We start from the raw sequence: 21,596 nt of genomic DNA, 5'->3' as shown, positions 1-21,596 counted from the left end.
GGTTTCGGGGGTGGTGCCGCGGAGGCGGGCGATCAGGCGCATGCCGTGGTAGATGAGCAGGGCGGCGGCGGTGCCGAGGGCGATGCCGTTGAACGACAGGTCGCCGGCGGTCAGCGTGTAGTTCGCCGCGCCGACGATCACCGCGACCGCCGCCGTCAGCAGGTTCACCGGGTCGTGGAAGTCCACCCGGTTCTCGATCCAGATCCGTGCGCCGAGGATGGCGATCAGGCCGTACAGCGCGGTGGTGGCGCCGCCCAGCACACCGGCCGGCACGGTGAGGATCAGCGCGCCGAACTTCGGGCTCAGCCCGAGCAGCACCGCCGCCACCCCGGCCACCCAGTACGCGGCGGTCGAGTAGACCCGGGTCGCCGCCATCACGCCGATGTTCTCCGCGTACGTGGTGGTGCCGGAGCCGCCGCCGGAGCCGGCCAGCACGGTGGCCAGCCCGTCACCCAGGAACGCCCGGCCCATGTCCTTGTCCAGATTGCGGCCGGTCATCGCGGCGACCGCCTTGACGTGGCCGGCGTTCTCCGCGATCAGCACCAGGATCACCGGGATCACCAGTACGACGGCGCGCAGGCTGAAGCTCGGCGCGTGGAACTCGGGCAGGCCGACCCAGGCGGCGTCGCGCAGCCCGTCGACCGCCTTCGGGTCGAGGTCGCCGAGGGCGGCCGCGAGCACCCAGCCGACCACCACACCGAGCAGGATGGACAGCCGGGCCAGGAAGCCCCGGAAGGCCACCGTGGCGAGCAGGATGGCGACCAGGGTGACCACCGCGATCAGCGGCTGGGCCTTCACCCCGGTGCCGCTGCCGCCGCCGTCCCAGGCGACCGGGGCGAGGTTCAGGCCGATCAGCGCGACGATCGCGCCGGTGACCACGGGCGGCATCAGCGCGTCGATCCAGCGCGAGCCGGCCAGTTGCACCACCAGCCCGACCACGGCCAGCGCGGCGCCGGCCACCAGGATGCCGCCGAGCGCCGGCCCGATGTCCCCGCCGGCCTTGGCCGCGAGCACCGGCGCGATGAAGGCGAACGACGAGCCCAGGTACGAGGGCAGCCGGTTGCCCGTGATCAGCAGGAACAGCAGCGTGCCCAGGCCGGAGAAGAAGAGCGTGGTGGCCGGCGGGAAGCCGGTGATCAGCGGCACGGTGAAGGTGGCGCCGAACATCGCCACCACGTGCTGCACGCCGACGCCGAGGGTGCGCGGCCAGGAGAGTCGTTCGTCGGGGTGCACCACGTCGCCGGGGCGGATCGACCGCCCGTCGCCGTGCAGGGACCACGGGGACCAGCGGGATCGCGGCTCGGTGGAGGACTGGGTCATGGAGCGCCCTTCGCGTCGAGGGTGGCGGCGGGGGCGTGAGGGACCCTGAGCGTTGATTCTGGCACGCCCGCGGCGACACCCGGCACGGGTGTCGGCCGTCCGGGCGGCGGGCGCACGACGGGCGGGTCCCTCGGCGACGACGGGGTCTACAATCGAGCGGCCTGTCACCGTCGATGGCTCGTGTGCGCCGCGAAGCACACCCTCCGATGCTCGATCTGCACCACGGCGGAGTCGCCGTAGCGGCGTGAGCGCCGCCATCCGGGTCCGGCCGCGCCGCGAGCTGCGGGCCGCCCGCCGTCCCCGTCCGCACCGCTGCTGGGGGCACCTGGTCGCCGCCCCGCTCTGGCCGATGCACGGCGCCAACCTGGGCACCCTGTTGCGTACCTGTGACGCCGTGGGCGCCTGCCTGGCGGTGCCGCCGTTCCATTGGGTGGACGAGGCGATCGCCCGGGGCAACACGCTGCGCCGGCCGGGCTGCGTGCACCGGGTCGGCAGCCCGCTGCGCTGGCTGGCCGCCGAGCGGGCCGCCGGCAGCCGGATTCTCGGGGTGGAGCTGGCCGACGAGGCGATCCGCCTCGGCGACCTGCCCGCCGCGCGCGGCCGTACCGTCGTGGTGCTGGGTCACGAGGCCACCGGCATCCCGCCGGAGGCGCTCGACGCCCTGGACGCGGCGGTGGAGATCCCGATGGTCGGCGGCGGGCTGAGCCTGAACGTCGCGGTCGCCGGCTCCCTGGTGCTCTACAAACTCGCCGGCCTGCTCTGAGGAGCGCTGGCGGGGCTCAGGCGACGCCGGCGGGGCGGAACTGCACGCTGACCCGGGGGCCGACCGGCCGGGCGGTCTTCGGGATGGCATGTTCCCAGGTGCGCTGGCAGGAGCCACCCATCACGATGAGGTCGCCGTGCCCGAGCGGGAAACGCAGGCTGGCGCCGCCGCCGCGCGGGCGGAGCAGCAGTGGCCGGGGTGAGCCGAACGACACGATGGCGACCATCGTGTCGCTGTGCGCGGAGCGGCCCTGCGTGTCGCCGTGCCAGGCAACGCTGTCGCGGCCGCTGCGGTAGAGGCACATGCCGGCGGTGACGAACGGCTCGCCCAGCTCCGGCGCGTAGTGCCGGGTCAGCGTCTCGCGCGCCTCGGTGAGCACCGGATGGGGCAGCTCCCGACCGCCCGCGTACCAGCAGAGCAGGCGGGGCACGTCCACCTCGGCGTCGTACATGGTGCGCCGCTCGGCCCGCCACGGCACGTCCCGCAGCAACGTCTCGAGCACCTGGTCGGAGCCGCGCACCCAGCCGGGCAGGTGGTCGACCCAGGCGCCCCGGCTGAGCACGTGCCGGCGCAGCTCGCCGGCGAGCGGCCCGAGCACCGGCCCGGCGTCGGTGAGGTCGAGCATCGACGGCTGGTAGGCGGCCTGCGTCATGTCCGCACCCTACCAGCCTCTTCGTACAGGCGTACGACTATCGGGGGGTGGCCGGTGCGGCGGTGACCGCGGCGAGCACCGCGTCGGCGACCCGGGCGCGGCCGCGCCCGTCGACGGCGGCCCAGGCCCGGGCGGCGAGCGCGGCGCGGTGCGCCGGCGAGGTGAGCAGCCCGCGCAGGATCCGGGCCGCCGCGGTGCGGGCGGCGCGGCCGGCCACCCCGGGGCCGGTCAGCGCCGGCAGCTCGCCGAGGCCGGCGGCGAGCCGGTGGGCCACCACCCGGCGGTACGACTCGCGCTGGTTGTCCACCACGCACACCAGCGCGGCCGGCGCGCCCAGGCAGCACAGCTCCCAGGTGGAGGTGCCGGCGGCGCTGACCACCAGGTCGGCCGCGCCGATCAGGGCGGGCAGTTCGTCGGTGGGCGGCACCGGGTGCAGCGCCTGCCCGCGTCCCGGCGTCACCGCCGCCAGGTCCGCCGCCACCTCGGGGCGACCGACCACGACGGTGAGGTCCATCGGATGCCCGGTGGCGAAGAGCACCCGGGTCAGCACCGGGGCGGCGCCGACCGCGTCGGTGCCGCCGAAGAAGGCCAGCACCCGGGCCCGGCCCACCGCCGTCGCCGGCCGGGGCGTCGCCGGCCGCGCGGCCAGCACCGAGTCCCGCAGCAGGGCGTACCCGCTGCCGGCGAGCAGCCGCCCGGCCGGCGCGCTGGTCGACGCGCCGAAGTTCTGGTCGAGGTAGAGGTCGGCGTCCTGCCCCCGGGTGTCGCCGTCGACGACGGCCAGGGTCAGCACGCCCGCCGCGCGCAGCGCGCCCGCCCCGGCCGGGTCCAGCTCGTAGGAGTCGAGCACCATCACGTCCAGCCGGTGCCGGCGCGCGGCGGCGACCAGGTCGGCGGGCGTCTCCGGGCCGGGACGCAGCGGGATGCCCCGGGCGGCGAGCTGGGCGGCCGCCCAGCCGACCCGCTCGACCGATCCGAACAGCTCCACGGTGGCGCCCCGGGCCAGGAACTCCTCGCCGAGCGCCAGGCAGCGCACCAGGTGACCGACGCCGCGGCTCGGCCCGGCGTCGCAGCGCAGCCCGACTCGTAGCGTGCTCAGGACTCCTCCAGCCGCTTCTGCCGGACCCCGGCGTTGAGCGCGCGCAGGGCCGGCTGCCCGTCGAGCCAGTCGGCGAGCTTCGCCAGCGGCACGCTGACGTCACCGAAATGGTCGGTCACCGCCCGCACCAGCCGCCAGTCCTGCTCGGTGTCGAGGGTGAGCCGCAGCCCCGAGCGGTCCGGGGCGAGGGTCACCCCGAGCACCCGGAACAGCTCCGGGTGGGTGTACGCGTACGAGGTGACGTGCACCCGGTGGTGGCCGGTGGCGAGCCGGTCCAGGCTGTGCAGCGCTCCGGCCCGGATGATCTCGACGTCCAGCCCGCGGGGCAGCGTACGGGCGATCGCGGTGCTGGCGTAGTCCAGCCCGGGCACCGCCCGGTAGACCCCGGCCACCAGCGCGACGATCTCGGGGTCGAGCAGCGGGCAGTCGGCGGTGAACCGCATGACCGCGTCCCCCGGGTGCGCCCGGAGCGCGCCGACGAACCGGGTCAGCACGTCGTCGACCGGCCCCCGGTGCCAGGGCACGCCGAGCCGGTCGCACTCGGCCACCACGGCGTCGTCGGCCGGGTCGGTGCTGGTGGCCACCACCAGGTCGGCGAGGACGCCGCTGTCCGTGGCGGCCCGGACCACCCGGCCGAGCACGCTGCGCCCGGTGAGTGGCCGGAGCACCTTGCCGGGCAGTCGGGAGGAGCCCATCCGGGCCTGCACGACGCCGACGATCCGCGGTACCGCCCGCTCCGGGGCGGTCACTGCTGCTCCTCCCGCCGAGTGCCCAGCGCCGCGCGGGCCCGGCGTTTCGCGGCCCGGGCGCCCCGCTTGGCCAACCGGGCCGGGGTGATGGCCAGCCGGCCCACCCGGTAGCTGAGCGAGCCGCTGAGCAGCTGGATCGTCGCGTCGGCCCGGCGTAGCGCCCGCTCCCGCGAGGTGAGCAGCTCCTCGGTCCACCTCAGCAGCGCGCCGAGCCGGGTCAGCTCCTCGCGCTGGCGCAGCCACGCCTCGCGCAGCTGCTGGTAGCTGCGCGGCCCTGGCGGCGGGTCGGTGGGCTCGACGGCACGCAGCTCGCCGGCGAGGGCCACCCGCCGGTCGGTGTCCAGCCCGTGCAACGCGGCGGTGACCGCCGCCTCCGTCTCCACCGCCGCGTCGACCGTCGCCCGGCTCAGGTCGTGCCCGGCCAGCCCGCCGAGCACGATGGTCAGCCCCGGCACGTCCAGGGTGGACGTCCACGGGTGGGCGTACCCGCCGGTGAGCAGCTCGGCGGCGAACCGCCACAGGGCCCGGGCCAGCACCACCGGGCCGGGCAGCGGCTCGGCGGCCCGCCAGCTCGGGTCGAGCACGGCGTACCGGTCGCCGGCGACCACGACGTTGTCCACCCCGGCCAGCGCCACCGCCCCGGCGAGCCGACCGTCGGGCCCGGCCTGGCCAGCGAGCCAGGCCGCGTACCCGCGCAGCAGCCGACGTAGCCCGTCCAGGTCACGGCGCAGGCAGCCGTCGAGCAGCAGGGTACGCAGCAGGCGGCCGTCCGGAACCGGCCCGGTCAGCGCCGCCGGGTCCCGGTACGCGGCCTCCCGGGTGGCGTACGGCGCCGCCGGCCCACCGCGCTCGGTCGGCCGGTCGGCCCGCCAGCGCCACCCCTCGGGCGCGTCCACCACCTCGGCCACGCCCACCCCGGGCGGGCCGGTCTGCACCAGCGCCACCGGCAGGTCGGCCCGGTCCCCGGCGGCCGGCCGCCCGGGGCCGGTGGCCCTGCGGGCGAGCACCAGCCAGCCCGGCGCCAGGTCGGTGGCCCGGCCGGCGTGCAGCGCGTCGACCGCCAGCCGGGCCGGATCCCGCAGCACCTCGCGGCCGGCGAAGCCGCCGGCGCAGGTGCCGTGCAGCATCGCGTCGAACAGTCCCGAGTCGGTGCGCCGGGCCAGCGCGGCGGCGTCCACCAGCGCGGTGGCCGCGTCCGGGCGCGGGTACGCGGCGAAGCAGGCGTCGGCGTGCAGCCCGGCCCCGGCCAGCCGCTCGCGGAGCCGGTCGAGGTTGGCCGGGTGCGCGGCGTCGAGCACCCCGTCCACCGTCCAGGCGGAGTCCTCCCGGGCGGCGTACCAGGGGGCGGCGGCGACCAGCCGGTGCAGGCCGAGCGGGTTGTCCAACCGCAGCAGCAGGTCGCCCCCGGGGCGCAGCGCGGCCACCAGGCGCGCCAGCACCCCGGCCCAGCCCAGCCGGTCGCCCTCGACCGACTCCACCGCGTCCAGCCCGGCCGCGGCGACGACCACGTCGTACCGGCCGTCGTCGGGCAGCCCGGCCGGCCGCCCACCACCACCCGGGCCGCCCGGTCGGCCAGCGCCACCCCGTCCGGGTAGCCGCGCAGCAGACAGGTCACCTCGGCGTGGGCCAGCCGGTCCAGCAGCGCGGGGTCGTGCGGGCCGGCGAGCAGCACCCGGGCCCCGGCGGGCACCACCCGGGCGGCCAGCGCGGCCAGCGGCCCGCCGGCGGCGAGGCGGACCGCCGGCAGGTCGGACCAGGCCAGCATCTCCCCGCCGGGCAGTACGACCGGGGGCGCGGTCTCGATGGTCAACTCGTCTCCTCCTGCGGGTGCGCCCAGCCGAGCAGTTCGCGCAGCGCGGCCGGCGGCAAGCGGTGGTCGGTGCCCAGTTCGGCCCGGGCGATCTCGACGGCGGTCGGCAGGTGCACCGACGCGCCGTGCAACTCCGGCCACTGGCGGCGGATCCGGGCGGTCCCGCCGAAGGTCGGGTCCTCGTCGGCCAGCACCATCGGGTCGCCGTAGACCGCCGGTTCGCAGCCGGCCGCGATGCCGTAGAAGATGGCGCTGGTCAGTCGGTTCGACGCCACCCGGCGGTGCCGGCGCAACTCGGTGAGCTGCTTGTCGAGGAAGAGCGGGTCGGTGTCGCGCCACCAGTGGCCGCGGTAGCCGTGGCAGATGACCCGGAAGCCGGCGTTCTCGTACAGCCGCCGTACCCGCCGCATCCGGTGCTCGTGCCAGTACAGGCAGACGGTGACCGGGCCGGGTTCGGTGGCCCGGATCAGCGCGATGAGTTCCCGGTGGTCGCCCTTGACGTGCTGGCCCTCCCAGCCGTGGAACGGGTACCAGATCGTCCCCTCCCGCTCCTGCTCCGGCGGGTCCTCCGGCCGCAGCGCCAGCAGGTACGCGAACGGCGCCCCGATCACGGTGACGTTGCGCCGCCCCACCGACCAGGCCCGGCGTCGGGTCTGCTCGGACCAGAGCAGGCTCGGGGTGCGCTCGGCGTACGGGTGACCGGGGGCGAGGCCGTCGCCGATGTTCCAGCCGTGCTGGACGTACCCGTTGATCCGCGGTGGGTGCCCGTCGCCGAGGCCGGCGTAGCGGGCCAGCACGTGGGCGTGGCCGTAGAAGTGGTTGGCGTGGTGCATCGGTCGTCCCTCAGGCGGCGGACCGCGCCGGGACGCCGCGCAGGGCCCCGTCCAGCGCGTCGATCACCCGGTCCTGGTCGCTGTCGGTGAGGTCGGGGAAGAGCGGCAGGGACAGTTGCTCGGCGTAGAACGACTCGGCCACCGGGCAGGAGCCGCGCCGGTAGCCGAGGTCGGCGAAGACCGGGTGCCAGTGCACCGGGATGTAGTTGACCTGCACGCCGATGCCGGCGGCGCGCATCCGCTCGTACACCTCGCGGCGGCGGCCGTCGAGCACCCGGATCGGGTAGAGGTGCCAGGCCGGTCGGGCCCACGACCGCCGGCCGGGGATCCGCACCCCGGGCAGCTCGGCCAGCGCCGCGTCGTAGCGCGCGACCAGCCGGGCCCGGCGGGCGAGGAACGCGTCGAGCCGGCGCAGCTGGCTGCGGCCGAGCGCGCAGAGCACGTCCGGCAGCCGGTGGTTCAGCCCGAACTCGTGCACCTCCTGGTGCCAGCCGCCCTCGTCCGGCCAGCGCTGGGCGGCACGCTCGCGGACCAGCCCGATGTTGCGGAACCGGCGGGCGCGTTCGAGCAGCTCGGGGTGGGTGCTGGCGACCGCGCCGCCCTCGGCGGTGGTCAGGTTCTTGGTGGGGAAGAAGGAGAAGGTGGTCAGGTCGGCCAGCGACCCGACCGGCCGGTCCCGGTAGCTGGCGCCGATCGAGTGCGCCGCGTCGGCCAGCAGCAGCGCGTCCGAGCCGGCCAGCGCGGCGTGCAGCGCGTCGTAGTCGGCGGGGTGGCCGGCGTAGTCCACCGCGGACACCACCCGGGTGCGCGCCGTCGTCGCGGCGGCCACCGCCGCCGGGTCGAGGGTGTACGTCTCCTCCTCGACGTCCGCGAACACGATCTTCGCGCCGAGCAGGGCGGCGCTGCTGGCGGTCGCCACGAAGGTCATCGGCGGCACCACCACCTCGTCGCCGGGGCCGACGCCGGCCGCCGCGTACGCCACGTGCAGCGCCGCGGTGCCGTTGGCCACGGCGGCGCAGCCGGCGCCGCCGGTCCACCCCGCCAGGTCGGTCTCGAACGCCTCGACCTGCGGGCCGGTGGTGAGCCAGTCGCTGCGCAGGGCGGCGACCACCGCGGCGACGTCGTCATCGGTGACCGACTGCCGGCCGTACGGGAGCATCCCGGTCACGCCGCGACGCCGAGCATGGCGCGCAGCTGTGCCACGCTGAGCCACTCGTCGTTGCCGTCGGACTGGTACGCGAACCCGTCCGGCACCGGCTCGCAGTCGACCGGCGGCTGGTAGCCCCAGGTCGCGATGGTCGGCTGCACGATGAACCGGTCCTTGGCGCGCAGCGTCCGCCGGCTGTCGTCCGGCGCGATCATCTCCTCGTGCAGCTTCTCGCCCGGCCGGATGCCGATCTCGTGCGTGGTGGCGTCCGGGGCGACCGCCTCGACCAGGTCGAGGATCCGCATGCTGGGGATCCGCGGCACGAACAGTTCGCCGCCCTGCATCTGGTCGAACGAGTCCAGGACGAACCGGACCGCCTGGTCGAGGGTGATCCAGAAGCGGGTCATCCGCTTGTCGGTGATCGGTAGGCTCTTGCCCTCGGCGGCCAGCCGGCGGAACAGCGGCACCACCGAGCCGCGGCTGCCCACCACGTTGCCGTAGCGGACCACCGCGAACCGGGTGGGGTGGTGCGCGGCGTAGTGGTTGGCGGAGACGAAGAGCTTATCGCCGACCAGCTTGGTGGCCCCGTACAGGTTGATCGGGCTGGACGCCTTGTCAGTGGAGAGCGCGATGACCTTCCTGACGCCGGCCTCGATGGCGGCGTCCACCACGTGCTGCGAGCCGGTGATGTTGGTGGCGATGAACTCCGACGGGTTGTACTCGGCGGTGTCCACCTGCTTCAGGGCGGCGGCGTGCACCACGTGGTCCACCCCGTGCATCGCCCGGGTCAGCCGGTGCCGGTCCCGCACGTCACCGATGAACCAGCGCAGCCGCGGGTCGTCACCGAGCTGCTGGCGCAGCTCGTACTGTTTGAGCTCGTCGCGGGAGAAGACCACCACCCGGGCCGGGTCGGCCTCGGCCAGGACGTGCCGGAGGAAGGTCCGGCCGAAGGACCCCGTGCCTCCGGTGACCAGAATGGACGAACCATTCAACTCGCTCACAGTGGTGTGCTCCCGTGTCCGTGGATGATCCGGCGGCTCCCCTCGGGCGGCCGACCGGATCGGAACGCTAGACCCGGCGGGTTAACGCACCGACGCCCGCGGATGAACCGCTCGGGCTGCCGTCGTGAATGCCGGACAGCGGGCAGGCGAACACTTCCGCCCAGCTCAGCGGCGGGCTGACCGGGGCGGGTGCGGCCGCTACAGTGGCGGCGCGCGGGGCGACGCGACGGCCGTACCGGCCGCGTCGCACGCGCCTTCCACGCCGCCGTACCGGGTCGCCCGGTGCTCGCGGCCCCATCCACACGTCGTCCGGCGGGACCGCCGTGGGCACCACGCGGCCGCCGGCGAACAGAGCAGGAGGCGGCGATGGCGGCCGGCAGCGAGCTGACCCGGCGACCCGCGTTCGCCGCGGAGCCGGCCGCGGAACGTACGCCGGCCGTCCCGGCGTCGACCGGTGCCGTACCGGACGGCCCGGGCGCGGACGGTGACGGCCCCGCCGGCGCGGTCCCGGGCAGCGGCGCGGCCGCCGCGGTTGTGGGCGGAGCCTCAGCCGGCCGGCGCTGGGTGGTGCCGGTGCTGCTGGTCGTCGGATGGGTGCTCGGCGTCGGCTGGCGGATGTGGCTCGCCCGGCACATCGAGCTGCCGATCGCGCACACCGACGAGGACAGCTACCTCAACACCGCCCGCGCGCTGGCCGGCGGCCCCGGCGGCTTCAGCAGCGAGAACGGGCCGCTGCGCCGGGTCGGCTACCCGATGCTGATCAGCCCGGCGTTCCTCGGCGACCGCGACTTCACCGCCAGCTACCGGCTGGTGCAGTTGGTCAACGCGCTGGTCAACGCCACCCTCTTCCCGCTGGCCTACCTGCTGGGCCGGCGGTTGTTCGGGCTGCGCCGGTGGTACGCCCTGGCCGCCGCCGCGGCCGCGGCCACCCTGCCGGCAGCGGCCTTCTACGCCGGCGTCGCGATGATCGACGCGGTGCTGGCTCCGCTGCTGGCCGCCTGGCTGCTCGCCGTGCACCACTGGGTACGCCGGCCCGGCCCGCTCGCCGCCGCCACCGTGGGGGCGCTGGCCGGCGCGTTCCACCTGCTGCACTCGCGCGGGCTGGTCATCGTGGCCGTGCACGCCGGGCTGGTCCTGCTGCTGCTGGCCCGTCGCCGGATCCGGCCCGGCGCGGTGCTCGCCGCGGTGCTGCCGGTGCTGGCCCTGGCGCTGGTCAACGAGGCCGGCATCCGGTTGCTCGGCGACCGGGTCTACCTGCTCGGCGACCCGCCCGGCGGCGGCACGCTCCGGGCGGTCGCCTCCGGCCACGGGCTGCTGCGGCTCGGCGCCGCCATCGGCACCCAGCTGTGGTACCTGGTGGTGATCACGTTCGGGCTGGCCGGGGTGGCGTGGGCCGCCGCCGTACGGGAACTGCGCCGCCCGGGCCGCGACGACGCGTACCGGTGGACCCTCGGCGTGGCGCTGGCCACCAGCGTCGGGGTGGCCGGCGGCGCGTCGGTGATCCTGGCCGGCATCACCGGCAAGCCGCTCGACGCGATCTACGGCCGGTACGTGCAGATGCTGGCCCCGTTCTGGCTGCTGGTCGGGGTGGGCGTGCTGCTCGTCGCCGGGCGCCGGGCGGCGGTGCGCCGGGCCGCCGTCGCGGTGGGCCTGCTGGTGGTGGGCGCCGCGCTGATCGCCGCCCGGCTGGCGTACGTGGACAGTCGGGGCCACTCCCTGCGCTACGGCGGGTTCAGCGCCCCGGACCTGATGGCGCTCACCGGCGGCTGGCGGGAACTGCGCCCGGTGGCCGGGGCGCTGGTGGGAGTGGCCGGCTGCGTGCTGCTGGTCGCGGCGCTGCGGGTGCCCCGGCTGCGGGTGCCGGTGCTGGTCGCGCTCGTCGTGGTCAACCTCGGCACCATGCAGGTGATCACGCAGCGGCTGGTCCGGCCGATGGTGGCGGCGACCGAACCGACCCCCCGGGTGGCCGACCTCGGTATCCGCCCGGGGGAGCGGGTCTACGCCTCCGTCGGGGTGCACTACATCCTGCGGTTCAACCTCAGTCACCAGGTCACCTGGACCGACGTGCGGTGGTTCGCCGACCGGCCGCCGGCCGCCGCCGACGTCGTCCTCGCCCGCTGGGCACCGGGTCAGCCGGACGACTGGGACGGGGCCCGCCACGGGTTCGTCCGGCTCGGCGGCAACCCGACGCAGCACTGGGCCGCCTGGCGGCGCGGCTGACCCCGGTCCGATCGCGTTCCGGACAATTTCCGGCGCTACTTTTCCGGCCAGGTTAACGGCCGATGGCCGACCGGACGACAGCTGGTGAAAATAGCCTGCACAATTGTCGTACGTCGGGCCGTGATGTCAGCGGCGACGGCGGTCCGCCCGGTCCAGGGAAATCGGGATGACGGTGATTTCCCGGCCGTCGCAAACCTCGTCGCGGGGGGTGCCCTCGACGAACCGGAACCGGCGGTTCATCTGCCGCACCACGGTGTTGTGGGCGAGCACCTCACCGTCGAGTCGGTCCAGCCCGAGTTCGTCGAAGGCGTGGTCGACCGCCTCCCGCATGATCTCCAACCAGGCCGGCAGCGTCTCACCGCGCTCCGCCAGCCCCTCCGCGTCCAGGTAGAAGCCCCAGGAAGCGGTCCTGGGGCCGGTCAGCCTCAGGTCGAAGAAGGTCACCACGCCGCACGGCCGGCCGTCGCGGACGTACACCAGCACCCGCCGCGACTCGTCGGTCCGCACCCTCGACCACCACCGGGCGTGCTCGGCCGGTGCGATCTCGTGGCTGTTCCGGCTGACCTGCCGGTTGATTTCCTGATTACGCCAGGACAACATCAGGTTAACGTCGTCCCCGGTCGCTTCGCGCAGCACGTGGCTCTCGCTTTCTGCACCATTGTTCGGGTCGCGTCGCACCCTACCGGCAACCCCCGGTAAATCAGATATCCATTCTTCGGGCGGTACACTCCGGCGCATGGAAGAATTGAGTCGCGCGCAGATTCGCGACCTCATGGCGCAGGTGTTGCGGAACCAGGGCCGGGCGCTGCCCGACGACGACGCCGCGCAGCTGCGGGAGATCGGCTTCCGGTCGCTGGACTTCTCCGAACTGGCCCTGCGGGTGGAGGACGAGACCGGCGAGGAGCTGAACTTCGACGCGCCGGGCCTGCGCCGCATCGCGACCGTCGGCGACGTGCTCGACTTCCTCGTCGAGCTGCAGCGGCAGTGACCGTCTCCGCCGCCCGCCCGCCCGTGACCGGGGAGCCGGCGGGCGTTGGCAACCGGCTGGTCGTCGGTGGCGTCGCGGTCGACTGGCGGGCGCTGCCCGAGCTGGCCCTGCCCGCCCCGGCCGCGGTGCTCGCCCGGTCGGCCCGGGCCGCCCTCGCCGCGGCCCGCCACCACGCGGTGCACGGCACCGAGCTGCTGCTCGGCACGCCCGGCCGGGTCGACCAGGCGATGCGGGCCGAACTGCGCGCCGCCGGCTTCACCGTCACCGCCGTCGGCGACGACGGCGTCCGGCCGGACGACGACGCCGACTCGGACCAGGGCGCCGCGGCCGACGGGGGTGGCCGGGACCACGGCGGCGCCGGGTTCCGGGCGGTCGCCGGCCACGGATCGGGCTCCGGCGGGTCGCGCCCGCCCGAGCCGGGGCGGCTCTGGCTGTTGACCTCCGGGTCGACCGGCCGGCCCAAGCGGGTCGGGCACACCCTCGACTCGCTGACCACCGTCCGCGGCCCTCAGCCGGAGCGCACCTGGCTCTGCCCCTACGCGCCGGGCAGCTACGCCTGGTGGCAGGTGGTGACGCTGTCCCTGACCCAGCCCGGGCAGCACCTGGTGGTGGTCGAGCCGGACGAGCTGGACGAGTGGCCGGTACTCGCCGCGGCGCACGGCGTCGACGCGGTGTCCGGCACGCCGACCTTCTGGCGGCGCACCCTGTACCGGGACACCGCCGCGCTGGCCCGGGTGCCGCTGCGCCAGCTCACCCTCGGCGGGGAGCCGGTCGACCAGGCGATCCTGGACCAGCTGCGGGAACTGTTCCCGGCGGCCCGGATCTCCTGGATCTACGCCTCGTCCGAGGTCGGCGCCTCGATCGTGGTGCACGACGGCCGGGCCGGCTTCCCGGTCGACTGGCTGGACCGGGACGTCCCCGGCCGGCCCACCCTCTCCGTACGCGGCGACGAGCTGGTGATCACCTCGCCGTACCACGGGGTCGGGTTGGCCGGTCCGGTCCGCACCGGCGACCGGGTGCGGGTGGCGGACGGCCGGGTGCTGATCACCGGGCGGCTCGACTCCGACGAGATCAACGTCGGCGGCAGCAAGGTGTCGGCCGGCCTGGTCCGCGACGTGCTCACCGCGCACCCCGGGCTGGCGTGGGCCCGGGTCACCGGACGCCGGGCCCCGCTGCTCGGCCGGATGGTGGTCGCCGAGGTGGTCCCCGCGCCGGACGCCGCCGAGCCGCCCGACGAGGCCGCCCTGGTCCGCTGGTGCGCGGACCGACTGCCCGACCACGCCGTGCCACGCCGGATCCGGGTGCTGACCGAGATCCCCGTCAAGGAGACCCTGAAGAGCGATGTCTGAGCACGCCGACCCCCAGCCCGTCCCGCCCGCCTCGGTGGTGCTCGTCTCCGGCGGCTCCCGCGGACTGGGCCTGGCCATCGTCACCGACCTGGTCGAGCGGGGGGTACGGGTGGCCGCCTTCGCCCGTACCGTCACCCCGGAGTTGGCGAAGCTCGCCGCCGAGCACCCGGACCGGACGCACGTCGACGCGGTGGACGTCACCGACCACGCCGCCACGAGTGCCTTCCTGCGGGCGGCGGAGCAGCGGCTCGGCCCGGTCGACGGCCTGGTGAACAACGCGGCGGTGGGGCAGGACTCGCTGCACGCGCACACCGCCGCCGAGGACGTCGGCCGGATCGTCGAGACCAACCTGACCGCACCGTTGTGGCTCACCCGGCTGGTGGTCCGCCGGCTGCTGGCCCAGGGACGGCGCGGGCGGATCGTCAACGTCACCTCGATCTGCGCGCAGCGCGGCTTCCCCGGCCTGGTCGCCTACTCGGCCACCAAGGGCGGGATGGACGCCGCCACCCGGTCGCTGGCCCGGGAACTCGGTGGCCGGATGCTGGTCAACGCGGTCGCCCCGGGCTTCTTCGCCTCCGAGATGTCCGCCGTGCTCGGCCCCACCCAGCTCGACCAGATCGTGCGCCGTACCCCGACCGGTCACCTCACCGAGCCGGCGGAGGTGGTGCCGGTGGTGCGGATGCTGCTCCGCGAGCAGACCAACATCAACGGCCAGGTCATCGTGGTCGACGGTGCCGCGTCCGTCTGAGCCGGCCGGGCCGCGCCCGGTGCCGGCGCTGCTCGGCGCCGCCGAGCGGCACCTGCGGCTCGGCAGTCCCGCCGAACTGGCCGCCGCGGTCACCCGCAGCCACCTCGACGACGGCCGGTGCGTCGGCTGGTACGGCCCGACTGCCGGCTGGCGGGTGGCCGTCGACGCGGAGCGGGTCGCGGCGGCCGTCCCGCCGGCGCTGGCCGGCCGCTTCGGCGCTGCCGACTTCTGGGCTCGGTGGACCCGCGCCGAGTGCCTCTGCAAGCTCGCCGACGTGCCGATGACCGCCTGGTGGCGCCGGCACGGCCTGGTCGTCCCACCGGGTACCGGCGCGCTCTGGCGCACGCTGAGCCTGGGCGACCTGGTGGTCACCGTGGCCTTCGCCCCACCACCGACCGCCCGCTGAACCCGGCACTCACCGCAGCGAACCGCGGGTGCGACCACCGGCACGGCAACTGTCGAGCTGCCCCGTCCATGCGACCGCCCGCACCGGCGCCGCATCCGGGCGGGCCGCGCGGCCTGGCCGCGCTCGTCCGCAACCCGGGACCCTGCGCCGGCGGCTGTCGCCGCCCGGGCAGTCCGACAGGGGCGCGAGGACCTGTCGGGCTGCCCGAGTGCGACGTGCCGGTCGGCGTGCCCCGTGGGGTGGGGCAGCTCGACAGGCGCGCGGGTCCTGTCGTCGGGTGCGGCCGTGCCCCACGGGACGGGGCAGCTCGACAGGACGCGGACCGAACAGGTCACCGCCGCCGGCCGCCGCCGCGTGGCGACTGCTGCGCGCAGCGGGACCTCATAGCCGGGTGGGTCAGATCAGGTCCCAGCTCAGCGGAGTGCCGCGCGGGACGTCGACGGTGAAGGTGCGGCCGAGCACCCGGTCGATCTCCACCGGCGGCAGGCCGCCCGCGGGCCGGATGGAGCGGACGTTGGCCGCCGTCACCGGGTCGCCGGCGCGGACGTCCTCGACCACGAAGAGCGAGCGGCGGAAGCGCAGCCCCTCCCGCTCGGCCGGGGTCGGGCCGATCGCGGTGCCGCCGAGGGCCGCGTACGCCCGCTCGGACTCGACCACCAGGGCCGCCAGCTCGCCCGGGTCGAGCGAGAAGTCGGCGTCGACCCCGCCGTCGGCCCGGTCGAGGGTCACGTGCTTCTCGATGAAGCAGGCGCCGAGCGCCACCGAGGCCACCGCCACGCCGATCCCCGGGGTGTGGTCGGAGAGCCCGACCGGCGCGCCGAACGCGTCCGCCAGCACCGGCAGCCGGCGCAGGTTGCTGTCCGCGGGCGGCGCCGGGTAGGACGCGGTGCAGGCGAGCAGCACGATGCCGGCGGCGCCGCCGGCCCGGGCGGTGCGCACCGCGGCGTCGATCTCCGCGACGGTGGCCATGCCGGTCGAGATGACCAGGGGCTTGCCGGTGCTCGCCACCAGCCGGATCAGCGGCAGGTCCACCAGCTCCGACGACGCGATCTTGTACGCCGGGGCGTCCAGCTCCTCCAGCAGCCGCACGGCGGAGGCGTCGAACGGCGAGGAGAAGACGGTCAGCCCGTGCCGCCGGGCCCGCGCGAAGATCGGCTCGTGCCACTCGTACGGGGTGTGTGCGCGCTCGTAGAGCCGGTAGAGGTTCTCCCCGCCCCACAGCTCGTGCTCGCCGGAGATGCGGAAGTCGGGCGTGTCGACGTCGATGGTGATGGTGTCCGGCCGGTACGTCTGGAGCTTGAGCGCGTGCGCCCCGCTGGCCGCGACCGCGTCCACGATGGCCAGCGCCCGGTCCAGGTCACCGTTGTGGTTGCCGGACATCTCGGCGACCACGAAGGGTCGCTCCCCGGCCCCGACCGCGTGCGGTCCGATCTTCACTGTCGTCGTCATGCCGACCTCTGTCCGTACGTCCGCACCGGGTGCGGTCCTGTCGTCGCCGGCCGCTGCTCGCGCGGCCGACCTGGAAACGCGGACGCCGGTGCCGCCCCGGCCCCCGACGTGCCGTCGGTCGCGGCGCCCCTCACGGCTGCCCGCGCCCGATCAGCGCCTCCGCCCGCGCGGTCTCCGGCGCCGTCGGGTCGGCCGCGGCGGCCGGGTCCGGCCGCGGCGGCTCGGGAGCGCGGCGCAGCCGGCCGGCCAGCCGGTGGGCCCGGCGCAGCGCCGCGTACGCGAGGTAGTTGTTCCGGCCCACCAGCCGGTGCTTGAGCCCGGCCACCCCGCCCGGCCGGGGATAGCCGCCGGCGGGCAGGTAGCGGCGGTAGTGCTCGGCGACCCGGCGGAAGAAGGCGCGCCGCAGGTGCGGGTGCAGCCGGTCGTCGTTGCCGGCCACCACCAGGTAGTGGTTGACCATCAGCTGGAACAGCTCCGCGTGCAGCCGCTCGTCCGGGTGGCGCCGGCGTACCCAGTCGTGCAGCCGCTCGTACTGGTCGAACGCGTCGAAGTGCCGGCCGCTGCGGGTGGAGGTGATCGCGCCGAGCCGGCCCTGCCGGTACAGGTAGCAGACCCGGTCCAGCACCGAGATCTTCTCCGCGCCGATCAGCAGTGGATGGCTGAACGGGATGTCCTCGTACCAGCCGGGGTGGAAGCGCAGCTCCAACTCGGTCAGGAAGTCCCGGCGGACCACCTTGTTCCACGCGGTGTGCTGCACCCGCAGCAGCCGCGGCTGGTCGGCCAGGCGCACCACGCCCGGGATGCCGCGCAGCAGGTAGCTGCTCGCGTCGACCTCCCGCCGGCCGTTCTCGTGCACGCGCAGGTGGTCCAGCATCAGCACGTCGGGCTGGTGCGCCCGTAACCGGTCCAGCACCGCCGGGATCGTCCCCGGCGGCAGCCAGTCGTCGCTGTCGACGAACCAGACGTACCGGCCGGTGGCCACGTCGAGCCCGGCGTTGCGGGCGAGCCCCAGCCCGACGTTGCTGGTCAGGTGCACGGTACGGACGCCGCCGCGGCCGGCGGCGTACGAGCGCAGCATCTCCCCGCAGCGGTCCGGCGAGGCGTCGTCCACGGCGACGATCTCCACCGTGCCCGCCTCGCCGGCCGGGACGTCGGCCCGGACCGACTCGAGGCACTGGTACAGATACGCCTCGACGCCGTACACCGGGACGACGATGCTCAGCAGCGGCGGTTGCGTCGGCTCAGTGACCACGCCGCCACCCTCGACCCCGAGGGTGGCCGGCGCCGGAACCTCACGTGGCCGGCGGAGGTGGAGTCATCGAACGTCCGCCGAGCGGCGGGTTAACGGTTCAGGATGCGCCGCACCGGGCCGCCGACCGCCCGCCGGACCCGGGCCCGCAACTGCTGCTCCCGCAACGTCTCCACCTCCTGCTGCAGCCCGGCGTTGCGGTCGCGCAGCCACTGCACCCGGGCCAGCAGGGCGTCCCGGTCGGTGGCGGCGGCCGGCCGCACGGCGGGCGGGAAGGTGGTCGCCCGTACCTCGGCGTCGAAGCGGGTGGCGCTGTCGCCGTCGGCGAACGAGTTGCCCAGGTCATGCTTGGCCAGGAAGGACAGCATGGTCTCGTACCGCGCCTTGTGGCCGTCGTTGAGCGCCGTGTAGTCGGCCTCGTCGTAGAGCTGGGCGGCGTCGACGTCGGCCGGCACGTCCTTCATCACCCGGTGCGGGATGTCGAAGTAGCGGGCGAGTTCCAGGGTGCGCGAGTCGTGCGCGAACAGGTAGCCGGGCGTGCCGGAGACCAGCGCGGTGATGGTGCCGTGGATCCGGGTGCCGAAGGCGAACTCGAACCCGGAGAGGTAGTCCATCCAGGTCCACGGGTCGACGAACATCCGCACCTTGTCCTCGGCGAACAGCGGGTGCGAGGTGTGGATCGGGATCGCCGCGGTCTTGCCCCGGTCCTCCGGCGCGTCGCCGTAGAGCAGGGTGCCCAGGGTCTTCAGGTCCTGCGGCAGGTAGCGAAGGTTGGGGTAACGCTCGTGGTGCGCCGCGATGATCTTCGCCATCGACTTGACGTACGGGGAGATGGTCAACGCCACCCGGTCGTCCCGGTCGAGGGCGGCCTTCTTCTTCTCCACCCGCAGGCTGTCGCCGTGCAGGAACATCGACGGGCAGCCGATCACGTCGACCGCGGAGAAGCCCAGGGTGCGCAGGTAGCCCTCGGTGATCTCGCCCCGTACGCCGATGCTGTGCGACCGGTCGAGCACCGCCCGGACGAACTTGGTCACCACGTCGTCGATCGGCCGCAGGTACTCCCGGTCGCCGTTGACGTCGGTCTGCACGCCGACGCCGAGCACCACCACCGGGATCTTCAGCCGCTCGATGAACTTGGTCATCGTGACGAGCCGGTGCGCGTAGCTGCGCCGGAAGGCGTTCGCGAGCGGGATGACGAACACGTCGTACCGCTCGTTGACCAGGTCGGCCTCGCGCAGGTCGATCTTGAACGCGTTCGAGGTGATCTCGGTGCCACGGGTCTTGAGCAGCTTGTGCGCGGCGTGGCTGAAGACGAGGTTGCCGTTGTTCTCGCCGATCCAGTTGCCCTCGAACGCCTCCTCGGCGGAGTAGACGTCGAACGGGCCCTTCTTGGCCCGCATCAGGATCCGCTGGTGCATCGCGCCGCTCCGCCTCTCGTCCGCCCTCGGGAGCGTTCCGGGCGGACACCGCGTCACCGCTCGACTCCGGCCGGCCACCGTGGCCGGGCGGCTCGCACCTGAGGGTTCGGGGAATATTAGGCCACCGGCCGCTCTGTGCACAGACGCCCGTCACCGCCGTGCCCCGGCCTCGTCGGCCGGCCGGTGCCGCCGGGTAGGGTGCCCGGGCGGGTGCCCCGCCCGGTCGCCACCCGCGGCGCTCCGGCCGCGGGTCGCCCGCGCCGCCGCCGAGAAGGAGACGTACGTGCTGGTCACCTCGCCGACGGCCGGGAGTCGGGCATGACGGCCACTCCCGCCGCGCCGTCCGCAAACCGGCTCCCGTCGCTGACCGGGCTGCGCTGGATCGCCGCGCTGCTGGTCTTCGGATTCCACGCCGGCACCATGCGGATCATCGCCGAGCCCGACCACCAGGCCGTGGTGAACTGGTTCTTCACCCTGGGCCTGTCCGGCGTGCAGTTCTTCTTCATCCTGAGCGGGTTCGTGCTGGTCTGGTCGGCCCGGCCGGGCGACTCCCGGCGGGCCTTCTGGCGGCGCCGGTTCGCCAAGATCTACCCCAACCATCTGCTGCTCTGGGCGCTGGTGCCGCTGGTCGGGCTCTGGTTCGCCGACCCGGTCAACGTCGGCGCCGCGCTGGAAAACCTCTTCCTCGTGCAGGCCTGGGACCCCCGACCCGGCCACTTCTACAGCGTCAACACGGTGAGCTGGTCGCTGTCCTGCGAGTTCTTCTTCTACCTCTGCCTGCCGCTGGTGCTGCCGCTGGTGCGCCGGGCCCGGCCGTGGGCACTGTGGGCGGTGGTGGTCGGGGTGCCGCTGCTCATCCTCGCGCTCTGGCCCGGTCAGGCCCTGGTGCCGGAGGCCGACCGCTGGTGGTTCACCCAGGTCTTCCCGCCGGTGCGGTCGCTGGAGTTCTGGATGGGAGTGGCCGCGGCCGAGCTGATGCGTCGTGGCCGTTGGCGGGGGCCGGGCCTGCCGCTGGCCAGCCTGATCTTCGCGGTCACCTGGGTGGTCGCCGCCCAGTGGGTCCGGGCCGAGCTGTGGGCGGCGCTGCTCTCGGTGGCGTACATCCTGGTCATCACCGCGGCGGCGGACGCCGACGTGCGGGGCCGGCGCTCGCCGTGGCGTTCCCGGCCGATGGTCTGGCTCGGTGAGGTCTCGTTCGCCTTCTACCTGGTGCACGTCTTCGTGATGATCACCGTGCTCCGGCTCACCGGGGACTGGGGGACCGGCTTCACCGGCTGGTGGGGAGTGGCCGTTGTGCTCGGCTTCCTGCTGCTGAACCTGGGCCTGGCCGCGTTGCTGCACCGGTACGTCGAGACGCCGATGATGCGCCGGCTGGCGCCGCGCCGTCCGAAGCGGACGGTCGGCGGCGCCGCGGCGATCGCGGCGCCGGACCCGCTGCCGGCCCCCGCCGGCCCGGCGGTCGCGCAGGTTGCCGTGCCGGGTCCGCGCACGCCCGACCGGCCATCGGCGTACGTCGACTCGCGCTGAGCCGTCCATCCTGGTCGGTGACCTCGGCGCGGCGAAGCCGCGACACGCCCGGCGGCGGTGCGGGGGACCGGACCGGACGGTAGCGTGGTCATCGTGCTTCCGGTCGCGCTCGCCTGTCCGCTGTGGTGGGTGGCGCGCTGGGCCGCGCGGCTGACGGCCGGCCTCGCCGTCGCCGTCGCGATCGCCCTCGGCGCACCCGGCGCGATCGCCGCCCCGGCCGAGCCGGAGCCGGCGGCGTGCTCCGCCGCTTCCGTGCACGCCGACGCGCTCGCCGGGTCCGCGCCGACGGCCGTCGGCGACGAGCAGCGCGCCGAGCCGGTTGGTCCGGCCGCCGAGCCGACGCCGGCCGATGCCTCGCCAGCACCCGGCCACGACGCCGCGCCGGCGCCGGCCGGGTCGGTCCCGGCCGTCCGGGCCCCGCGCGCCCCACCGCGCGTCTGATCCGTCTGCGGGGTCGACGCCCCGCCCGCGATCCCGTTCCCGTACCCGTCCGGCGTCGGCGTGTCCCCACGACGCCCGGCGCGGCTCCCGCTTCCGCATCCGCTTCCCCCGTGAGGTGCCGACCTTGGAGACCGTCCTCTACCACCAGTTCCTGATCGACGTGCCGCGCGCCGCCGCCATCTGGTCCGGCCTGCTGGTGTTGGCGCTGACCGTGCTCACCGTGCTGGTCGCCCGCCCCGAGCCCGCCACCGACGAGGAGCCCGCCCCGGCGGCCGCCGAACCGGCCGAACCCGACCTCGCCGACCTGCGCCGGTACGCCGAGGAGGTGGCCGTGGCCGCGACCCGTGCGGCGCAGACCGCCCGCCGGCGGCGCGCCGACTGGCTCGCCGCGCAGGCGGAGGTGGAGCGCGCGTGGCAGGCGTACGAC

General features: G+C 75.1%; 19 protein-coding genes and 2 pseudogenes. 9 read left to right on the top strand and 12 right to left on the bottom strand.

The genetic code is table 11. The features are described from left to right. Positions 1-1,320: uracil-xanthine permease family protein (locus tag DLJ47_RS05770; RefSeq protein ID WP_109899047.1), on the bottom strand; the 1,320-nt coding region annotated here is incomplete at its 3' end. Positions 1,321-1,564: 244 nt separating this feature from the next. Here DLJ47_RS05770 and DLJ47_RS05765 point away from each other — a divergent pair. After that, positions 1,565-2,083 (top strand): TrmH family RNA methyltransferase, encoded by a 519-nt coding sequence (locus DLJ47_RS05765; RefSeq protein ID WP_109899046.1) that lies wholly within the window; start codon positions 1,565-1,567, stop codon positions 2,081-2,083. A gap of 16 nt (positions 2,084-2,099) precedes the next feature. Here the strand turns inward: DLJ47_RS05765 and DLJ47_RS05760 are convergent, their stop codons facing one another. The 7 genes and pseudogenes from DLJ47_RS05760 to pseB all read right to left on the bottom strand — a co-directional run bounded on the left by DLJ47_RS05760 (position 2,100) and on the right by pseB (position 9,374). Then, positions 2,100-2,735 carry an alpha-ketoglutarate-dependent dioxygenase AlkB gene (locus DLJ47_RS05760; protein WP_109899045.1) on the bottom strand — a complete coding sequence of 212 codons (636 nt, stop codon included), beginning with the start codon at positions 2,733-2,735 and terminating at the stop codon, positions 2,100-2,102. A gap of 37 nt (positions 2,736-2,772) precedes the next feature. Beyond that, a complete protein-coding gene (locus DLJ47_RS05755; protein ID WP_109899044.1) occupies positions 2,773-3,834 on the bottom strand; it encodes a PseG/SpsG family protein in 1,062 nt (353 codons plus the stop codon). After that, on the bottom strand, positions 3,831-4,583 hold the full coding sequence (locus DLJ47_RS05750; protein ID WP_255562277.1) for a cytidylyltransferase domain-containing protein: 753 nt from the start codon (positions 4,581-4,583) through the stop codon (positions 3,831-3,833). The genes DLJ47_RS05755 and DLJ47_RS05750 overlap by 4 nt, the downstream gene beginning before the upstream one ends. Next, positions 4,580-6,393, bottom strand: a pseudogene (locus DLJ47_RS05745) (class I SAM-dependent methyltransferase). Before DLJ47_RS05745 ends, DLJ47_RS05750 begins: the two are co-directional and overlap by 4 nt. Continuing rightward, entirely contained in the window at positions 6,390-7,226 is an 837-nt protein-coding gene (locus tag DLJ47_RS05740) for a hypothetical protein (RefSeq protein ID WP_109899043.1), read from the bottom strand. Before DLJ47_RS05740 ends, DLJ47_RS05745 begins: the two are co-directional and overlap by 4 nt. A 10-nt stretch (positions 7,227-7,236) precedes the next feature. Beyond that, entirely contained in the window at positions 7,237-8,385 is a 1,149-nt protein-coding gene (locus tag DLJ47_RS05735; RefSeq protein WP_109899049.1) for a DegT/DnrJ/EryC1/StrS family aminotransferase, read from the bottom strand. Positions 8,386-8,390: 5 nt separating this feature from the next. Further along, complete coding sequence (gene pseB, locus DLJ47_RS05730) at positions 8,391-9,374, bottom strand: UDP-N-acetylglucosamine 4,6-dehydratase (inverting) (RefSeq protein WP_109899042.1); 984 nt, start codon at positions 9,372-9,374, stop codon at positions 8,391-8,393. 366 nt (positions 9,375-9,740) lie between these two features. Here pseB and DLJ47_RS35630 point away from each other — a divergent pair, with 366 nt between their 5' ends. Further along, complete coding sequence (locus tag DLJ47_RS35630; RefSeq protein WP_158289782.1) at positions 9,741-11,594, top strand: hypothetical protein; 1,854 nt, start codon at positions 9,741-9,743, stop codon at positions 11,592-11,594. A 126-nt stretch (positions 11,595-11,720) separates the two neighbouring features. On the opposite strand, the gene DLJ47_RS05720 is transcribed toward DLJ47_RS35630, so the two are convergent. Then, entirely contained in the window at positions 11,721-12,230 is a 510-nt protein-coding gene (locus DLJ47_RS05720) for a GNAT family N-acetyltransferase (protein ID WP_109899041.1), read from the bottom strand. 100 nt (positions 12,231-12,330) lie between these two features. Here DLJ47_RS05720 and DLJ47_RS05715 point away from each other — a divergent pair, with 100 nt between their 5' ends. The 4 genes from DLJ47_RS05715 to DLJ47_RS05700 are packed head-to-tail and all read left to right on the top strand — an operon-like array spanning position 12,331 to position 15,085. Then, complete coding sequence (locus tag DLJ47_RS05715; RefSeq protein ID WP_088995045.1) at positions 12,331-12,582, top strand: acyl carrier protein; 252 nt, start codon at positions 12,331-12,333, stop codon at positions 12,580-12,582. Further along, complete coding sequence (locus tag DLJ47_RS05710) at positions 12,579-13,931, top strand: AMP-binding protein (protein ID WP_109899039.1); 1,353 nt, start codon at positions 12,579-12,581, stop codon at positions 13,929-13,931. The genes DLJ47_RS05715 and DLJ47_RS05710 overlap by 4 nt, the downstream gene beginning before the upstream one ends. Continuing rightward, positions 13,924-14,679 carry an SDR family NAD(P)-dependent oxidoreductase gene (locus tag DLJ47_RS05705; RefSeq protein WP_109899038.1) on the top strand — a complete coding sequence of 252 codons (756 nt, stop codon included), beginning with the start codon at positions 13,924-13,926 and terminating at the stop codon, positions 14,677-14,679. The genes DLJ47_RS05710 and DLJ47_RS05705 overlap by 8 nt, the downstream gene beginning before the upstream one ends. Continuing rightward, a complete protein-coding gene (locus DLJ47_RS05700) occupies positions 14,663-15,085 on the top strand; it encodes a hypothetical protein (RefSeq protein WP_233257676.1) in 423 nt (140 codons plus the stop codon). Before DLJ47_RS05705 ends, DLJ47_RS05700 begins: the two co-directional genes overlap by 17 nt. A 396-nt stretch (positions 15,086-15,481) precedes the next feature. On the opposite strand, the gene pseI is transcribed toward DLJ47_RS05700, so the two are convergent. The 3 genes from pseI to DLJ47_RS05685 all read right to left on the bottom strand — a co-directional run bounded on the left by pseI (position 15,482) and on the right by DLJ47_RS05685 (position 19,201). After that, a complete protein-coding gene (pseI, locus tag DLJ47_RS05695) occupies positions 15,482-16,534 on the bottom strand; it encodes a pseudaminic acid synthase (protein WP_109899037.1) in 1,053 nt (350 codons plus the stop codon). 130 nt (positions 16,535-16,664) lie between these two features. Next, positions 16,665-17,786 (bottom strand): glycosyltransferase family 2 protein, encoded by a 1,122-nt coding sequence (locus DLJ47_RS05690; protein ID WP_109899036.1) that lies wholly within the window; start codon positions 17,784-17,786, stop codon positions 16,665-16,667. A gap of 89 nt (positions 17,787-17,875) precedes the next feature. Then, on the bottom strand, positions 17,876-19,201 hold the full coding sequence (locus DLJ47_RS05685) for a polysaccharide pyruvyl transferase family protein (RefSeq protein WP_109899035.1): 1,326 nt from the start codon (positions 19,199-19,201) through the stop codon (positions 17,876-17,878). 318 nt (positions 19,202-19,519) lie between these two features. Between DLJ47_RS05685 and DLJ47_RS05680 the strand changes: the two genes are divergently transcribed. The 3 genes and pseudogenes from DLJ47_RS05680 to DLJ47_RS05670 all read left to right on the top strand — a co-directional run. Next, on the top strand, positions 19,520-20,728 hold the full coding sequence (locus DLJ47_RS05680; protein ID WP_109899034.1) for an acyltransferase family protein: 1,209 nt from the start codon (positions 19,520-19,522) through the stop codon (positions 20,726-20,728). Positions 20,729-20,812: 84 nt separating this feature from the next. Further along, complete coding sequence (locus DLJ47_RS05675) at positions 20,813-21,169, top strand: hypothetical protein (protein WP_109899033.1); 357 nt, start codon at positions 20,813-20,815, stop codon at positions 21,167-21,169. A gap of 115 nt (positions 21,170-21,284) precedes the next feature. Further along, positions 21,285-21,596 (top strand): annotated as a pseudogene (locus tag DLJ47_RS05670) (hypothetical protein); the annotation flags it as partial.

The sequence above is a fragment of the Micromonospora sp. S4605 genome, from assembly GCF_003176715.1.
Lineage (GTDB): Bacteria > Actinomycetota > Actinomycetes > Mycobacteriales > Micromonosporaceae > Micromonospora > Micromonospora echinaurantiaca.
The sequence above is the reverse complement of the archived record's forward strand: the minus strand, read 5'-3'. Positions and strand labels throughout refer to the sequence as shown.